Raw genomic sequence first — 4,981 nt, 5'->3', positions numbered from 1 at the left:
GGCCTTGTTGAGCACCGGGCCCGAGGTGGCGCGGAAGTTGACGCCCAGCTCGCGGGCGATGATCTGGGCCAGGGTGGTCTTGCCCAGGCCCGGCGGGCCGAACAGCAGCACGTGGTCGAGCGACTCGCCCCGGCCCTTGGCCGCCTCGATGAAGATCCGCAGATTGCCCTTGGCCTGCTCCTGGCCGACGAACTCGGCCAGGGTCTGGGGCCGCATGGCCCGATCGCTGGCCCCGGGCAGGGCCTCGTGCGGCTGGGCCTCGCCGGAGAGGATGCGGGTCATCGGCCCAGCTCCTGAAGCCCGGCCTTGATCAGGGCCTGCACGGTCGCCTCGTCGCCCAGCCGGGCGGCGGCGGCCTCGACCACGCGGCGGGCGTTGACCTCGGCCACGCCCAGACCCATCAGGGCGGCCACGGCGTCGCCGGTCGGGGCGGGCTTGCTGGTCATCGGGGCCGGGGCGCCGGGCGCGCTGGTCAGCACCGGCCCGTCGGTGATCGGCTTGTCCTTCAGCTCGGTGACGATCCGCAGGGCCAGCTTGGGGCCGACCCCCGAGGCGCGGCCGACGGCGGCCTTGTCCTCGCGGGCCACGGCGCTGGCCAGTTCGGCCGGCGACAGCACGTCCAGCACCGCCATGGCCGCCTTGGGCCCGACGCCCTGGATGGCCTGCAGCAGCACGAAGGCCCGGCGATCCTCGCGGGTGCCGAAGCCGTAGAGCCGCAGGCCGGCGCTTTCGCTCCACTGGCTCTCGATGTGCAGCAGGGCCTCTTCGCCCAGGGCCGGCAGGCGCGTCAGGGTGCGGGCCCCGCAGCGCACGACGTAGCCGACGCCCATGACGTCGATCAGGGCCTCTTCCTCGCCGACCTCGGCGACGGCGCCGCGCAGCCGGCCGATCATGCCGCTCTCCGGGCGGTGCGAGCGTGAGCGTGGGCGATGGCCACGGCCAGGGCGTCGGCGGCGTCGGCGGTCGGCGACCCGGCGGTCGGCAGCAGGCGGGCGATCATGAAGGCCACCTGGGTCTTGTCGGCCCCGCCCGTGCCGACCACGGCCTTCTTGACGACCTTCGCCGAATATTCGGCGACCAGCAGTCCGGCGCGGGCCGGGGCGATCATGGCGGCGGCCCGGGCATGGCCCAGTTTCAGGGTCGACTGGGCGTTGACATTGAGGAAGGTCTCCTCGATCGCCGCCTCGTCGGGATGGTGCTCGGCGATCACGGCCGTCACGCCCTCGAACAGGGTCAGCAGCCGGTCGGAAAAGGCCGCCTTGTCGTCCGGGGCGATCACTCCGTGGGCGACATGGGCGACGCGCGAGCCCAGCACGCTGACGACGCCCCAGCCGGTGCGGCGCAGGCCGGGATCGAGGCCAAGGATTCGGATCGGGCGATTCGCGTTCATCATGTGTTCTCGCACCTTCGCCTGTTCCGTAGCCCAGGAAAAGTGGCCAGAGCGTTAAGGCCGATTAACCGTCGGCCGGAACCCGGGCCCGAAACAGCCGCTCGCGGATCAGGGTCTGGACCGCCGGGGCGTCGATGGCGACGCAGACCTCGGCATTGGCCGGCCCCTCGATCCGCGCGATCCCGCCCTTGCACGGCCCGTCGATGGCGACCCGCAGCCGGGCCGGCTCGAAGCGGTAGAGCTCGGGGGCCAGCAGGGCGGCGGCGGCCACGGCGTCGTGCGGATGACAGCCGTCGCTGGCCCAGACCTGATGGTGGAAGGCCATATAGGGCAGGGCGGCGCGCTCCAGCCGGGCCGACAGCGGCGAGCCGCACTGGCGCGCCCCGGCCGCCATGTCGCCGGCGGTGAGGGTGACCTGGCGGGTGATGTCCAGCGGCGCCAGGCGCGGCATGACCCCGGCGTCGAGCACCCGCTGCAGGGCGTCCGGATCGCTCCAGCTGTTGAAGTCGGCCCCGCCGGCGGCCATGCCGCGCACCGCGAAGGCTCCGGCCGTGACGATCGGACGCCAGCCGCGGAAGGCGGCGGGATCGTCGAGCAGACCGCGGGCCAGGTTGGTCAGGGGTCCCAGAAACAGTCCCGCCACCCGCCGCCGGGCGGCATAGGCCAGCAGACCGGTCCCGTGGCCGCGATCGAGCTCCGGCAGCTTCCAGCGCTGCGAGAAGCCCTGGCCGTTGAGCCCGTCGACCCCGTGGGCCGGGCGCATGCGCTCGACCGGTCGCCGGGCCAGGCTGGAACCGGCCCCGATATAGACCTCGGCCCCGCAGCCGGCCAGGCGCAGCACGCCGCGGGCGTTGGCGGCGGCCTGGTCGACATAGGTGTTGCCGAACACCGCCGAGACCGTGCCGATCTCGACCTGGTCGTGCGACCGCGCCAGCAGGGCCAGAGCCAGGGCGTCGTCGACGCCGCAGTCCGTGTCGATATGCAGGCGAATACGCATTGTCCCCATCCTAGCCCGGCGATGATGACGGCGAGAAGGCCCGGCTGTCATCGCGCTGTGTCCGGATCACGGGTAGAGACGGTGGGCGTTCTCCGGCGCGCGGCGTCGCCGCGCGGGGGGCCGGGCCGTGAAGGATCTCGCGATGACCGAAACGATCGAGCAGATGATCGAGCGCCTGCGCCAGCTGGAGTCCGAGCTGGAGGCCGCCTTCGCCGCCAAGGCCGGTCAGTACGGGCTGGAGCTCAAGGCCGGCAAGCCGCACTTCAACCCCGAGATCAAGACCCGCCAGCGCAGCCACAAGCGCCGCATCGACCTGCTCAAGACCCCGTGGCCGACCCTGCTGACCATGCCCCTGATCTACGGCATGGTCCTGCCCCTGGCCCTGCTGGACCTGGCGGTGACGGTCTATCAGCTGGGCTGTTTCACCGCCTGGGGCGTCGCCCGGGTCCGCCGCCGCGACTATGTGGTCATCGACCGCCAGAGGCTCAACTATCTGAACCCGGTCCAGAAGCTCAACTGCGTCTATTGCGGCTATGGCAACGGCGTCATCGCTTATGCCCGCGAGATCACCGCCCGCACCGAGCAATATTGGTGCCCGATCAAGCACGCCCTCAAGGTCAAGGGCAGCCACGAGCGCTATGCCGCCTTCCTCGACTATGGCGACGCCGAGGGCTTCGTCAAAAGCTCCGAGGCCTATCGCGCCCGGCTCAAGCGGGGGGAGTAGGGCCTGGCGCCCTAGACCAGCCGCGCCACGTCGCGGGCCGTCGCGATCAGGGCTTGCAGGGCGAGCGCCCGGGCCTTCGCCGTCCGAAGGGCCGCCTGGTCCTGGCGGGCCAGGGCGGCGGCGTCGGCGGGACCGGCCTGGCGGCGAGGGCCCGAGGCGGCCGGAAGACGGCGAACGGGTCGGGGCAGGGCCGCCGCCCGCGCGGCCTCGGCCGCCCAGGTCGCCTGGGCCCGCTCCACCCTGTCCAGCAGGTCCTTCAGCCAGGGGCCGGCGGCGTTATCGATCGGCGGTTCTATCATCGCGGGTCTCCAGGCGATCTTGGGGGGATGGGACGGGTGAAGCGGCGCTGGCGGCCTCGGCGCGCGACGGCGCACGCCGGCGCCGCCGCGCCGGATCGCGGCGCGGGTGAAGGCAGGAGAGGCGCGGGGCGTCCGGACCGCGTCCGGAGGCTGTGCAGACTAAGTACCGTTTCGACGAAGCAGGACGCCCCGCGCGGTCGTTATCCCTCTGGCCGGGGCGCGCAGGCCTGGTTCAGCCTTTTGCCCCACCCAGGCCTTGATCCTTCGCGACCGGACCCAGCCCCGAAGGCTGCAAACCCGATCGACCCGGAGACCCGGAGCGAACCTTCGGGCGGGCGGGGGTCCTCCGACGGACCTCCCGATAGGCGGGTTTACGTCACCCGCCCTCCGATCAAGCCGTCCGGCCCCGCTCCCGCGACTCCGGCGGCCCCGCTCGACCACGACCCGCCGCGCGTCTCGGGCCGGATCCAAGAGCCCTCTCCCTCGCGACGGGATGTCTGGAAGTATGCAGGCAGTCTGGGCGCGTCTGATTGGCGCGCTCGAACTATTTGCAGGGCGTTGAGTTTGTTGGGGTTTGCGGCGGCGCGGACGGGGACGGGGCGCGGCGGGTCCCCGTTCGCGGCGCGCAGATCCTCCCCGTGACGGGGGAGGATCTGGACATGCGGCCCGCCGGGGCAGGCCGCGTCCTAACCCCAGTGCACAATTCCACCAAGGGTTTAAGGCTCGATGGTCGGCGTGGGACGAAGGGGGAAAGTGGGCTACAGTTTCGACTATCGATAAAGGGCGTGTATCCCCATTTTCCGGGTCTGGGACGGACTTGAGTCATGTGCCGAATGTTAGACGCGGAGAGTCCTACGCGTTGAATGATTACCGTCGGTCGATGAGAGAGTTGACCGCTGGGCAACTAGCAATCAAGCATGTCCTAGAGAGCATTTTCAGGTTTGCGGGAGCAGATAGGTGACGGAATATGAAGTCATTGATCGAGTTGCTCAGATATATGAAACGAAAGAATGGAGGGCTCTGGAGGAAGATTTCGCGCAGGATGGCTCACCACTCATATTTAAAAATATGGTCGAGTTGTGTATGATTTCCGATCCATTAGATCGAGAGCTTGCGTGTCAACTAATGGAGCTAATTCACGTTACGCGAGACTATAGAAAATATGCAAAAAAGTTTATGCTAGATATTCAGCTAATTCAAGCAAATTTCAGTAAAGTTGTCATTTTGCCAGTGCGTGATCCAAAAGACACTGAAAATAGCAGTGGAAATATGATAACGTATCAAACCGTTGCATTTCGAGAGCCAAAATATAAACAAAAGATATTTGATTTTTTGTCGCCATATGACGATCAAATATCTGTCGGACTCAAAGATGCGGTAGTATTTCTTGACGATTTTATAGGAACGGGCCGTCAATTCGAAAAAATGATTATAAAGTTCAAGGAAATTCACAATCCAAAGGCGATATACTTAAAATCAATCGTCATCATGAATGAGTCTATAGAAAGAATTAAAACATACGGTGTCGAGATATCATCTATCTATTCAGCGGATAAGGCAATTTCAAGCGA

The 4,981-nt window shown here is 67.1% G+C and carries 7 protein-coding genes; 2 read left to right on the top strand and 5 right to left on the bottom strand.

Annotated elements, in window-relative coordinates:
- The 4 genes from CSW58_RS10020 to CSW58_RS10005 all read right to left on the bottom strand — a co-directional run.
- A partial coding sequence (locus tag CSW58_RS10020) for an AAA family ATPase (protein WP_143755157.1) occupies window positions 1–282 on the bottom strand: 282 nt, incomplete at its 3' end.
- Window positions 279–893 (bottom strand): Holliday junction branch migration protein RuvA, encoded by a 615-nt coding sequence (ruvA, locus tag CSW58_RS10015; RefSeq protein WP_099447185.1) that lies wholly within the window; start codon window positions 891–893, stop codon window positions 279–281. The genes CSW58_RS10020 and ruvA, both read right to left, overlap by 4 nt.
- The gene (gene ruvC, locus CSW58_RS10010; RefSeq protein ID WP_201721636.1) at window positions 890–1,405 is read right to left on the bottom strand and encodes a crossover junction endodeoxyribonuclease RuvC; all 516 of its coding nucleotides are present in this window, start codon (window positions 1,403–1,405) and stop codon (window positions 890–892) included. The genes ruvA and ruvC overlap by 4 nt, the downstream gene beginning before the upstream one ends.
- 49 nt (window positions 1,406–1,454) lie before the next feature.
- Window positions 1,455–2,387: a nucleoside hydrolase gene (locus tag CSW58_RS10005; protein ID WP_099447183.1), complete on the bottom strand. Its 933-nt coding sequence runs from the start codon at window positions 2,385–2,387 to the stop codon at window positions 1,455–1,457.
- Window positions 2,388–2,529: 142 nt separating this feature from the next.
- Here CSW58_RS10005 and CSW58_RS10000 point away from each other — a divergent pair, with 142 nt between their 5' ends.
- The gene (locus tag CSW58_RS10000; RefSeq protein ID WP_099447186.1) at window positions 2,530–3,111 is read left to right on the top strand and encodes a hypothetical protein; all 582 of its coding nucleotides are present in this window, start codon (window positions 2,530–2,532) and stop codon (window positions 3,109–3,111) included.
- Between the two features lie 11 nt (window positions 3,112–3,122).
- Here CSW58_RS10000 and CSW58_RS09995 read toward each other — a convergent pair whose 3' ends face one another.
- A complete protein-coding gene (locus CSW58_RS09995; protein ID WP_099447182.1) occupies window positions 3,123–3,410 on the bottom strand; it encodes a hypothetical protein in 288 nt (95 codons plus the stop codon).
- A gap of 957 nt (window positions 3,411–4,367) precedes the next feature.
- On the opposite strand from CSW58_RS09995, the gene CSW58_RS13770 reads away from it, so the two are divergent.
- A partial coding sequence (locus CSW58_RS13770; RefSeq protein WP_201721635.1) for a hypothetical protein occupies window positions 4,368–4,981 on the top strand: 614 nt, incomplete at its 3' end.

The sequence above is a fragment of the Caulobacter sp. B11 genome, from assembly GCF_002737765.1.
Taxonomy (GTDB): Bacteria; Pseudomonadota; Alphaproteobacteria; order Caulobacterales; family Caulobacteraceae; genus Caulobacter.
This window is presented reverse-complemented; position numbering and strand designations above follow the sequence as displayed.

Excerpts from the sequence above, each read along its gene's own strand:
- ruvA (WP_099447185.1), bottom strand. The coding sequence starts at position 893 with ATGATCGGCCGGCTGCGCGGCGCCGTCGCCGAGGTCGGCGAGGAAGAG.
- CSW58_RS10000 (WP_099447186.1), top strand. The coding sequence starts at position 2,530 with ATGACCGAAACGATCGAGCAGATGATCGAGCGCCTGCGCCAGCTGGAG.
- CSW58_RS10005 (WP_099447183.1), bottom strand. The coding sequence starts at position 2,387 with ATGCGTATTCGCCTGCATATCGACACGGACTGCGGCGTCGACGACGCC.
- CSW58_RS09995 (WP_099447182.1), bottom strand. The coding sequence starts at position 3,410 with ATGATAGAACCGCCGATCGATAACGCCGCCGGCCCCTGGCTGAAGGAC.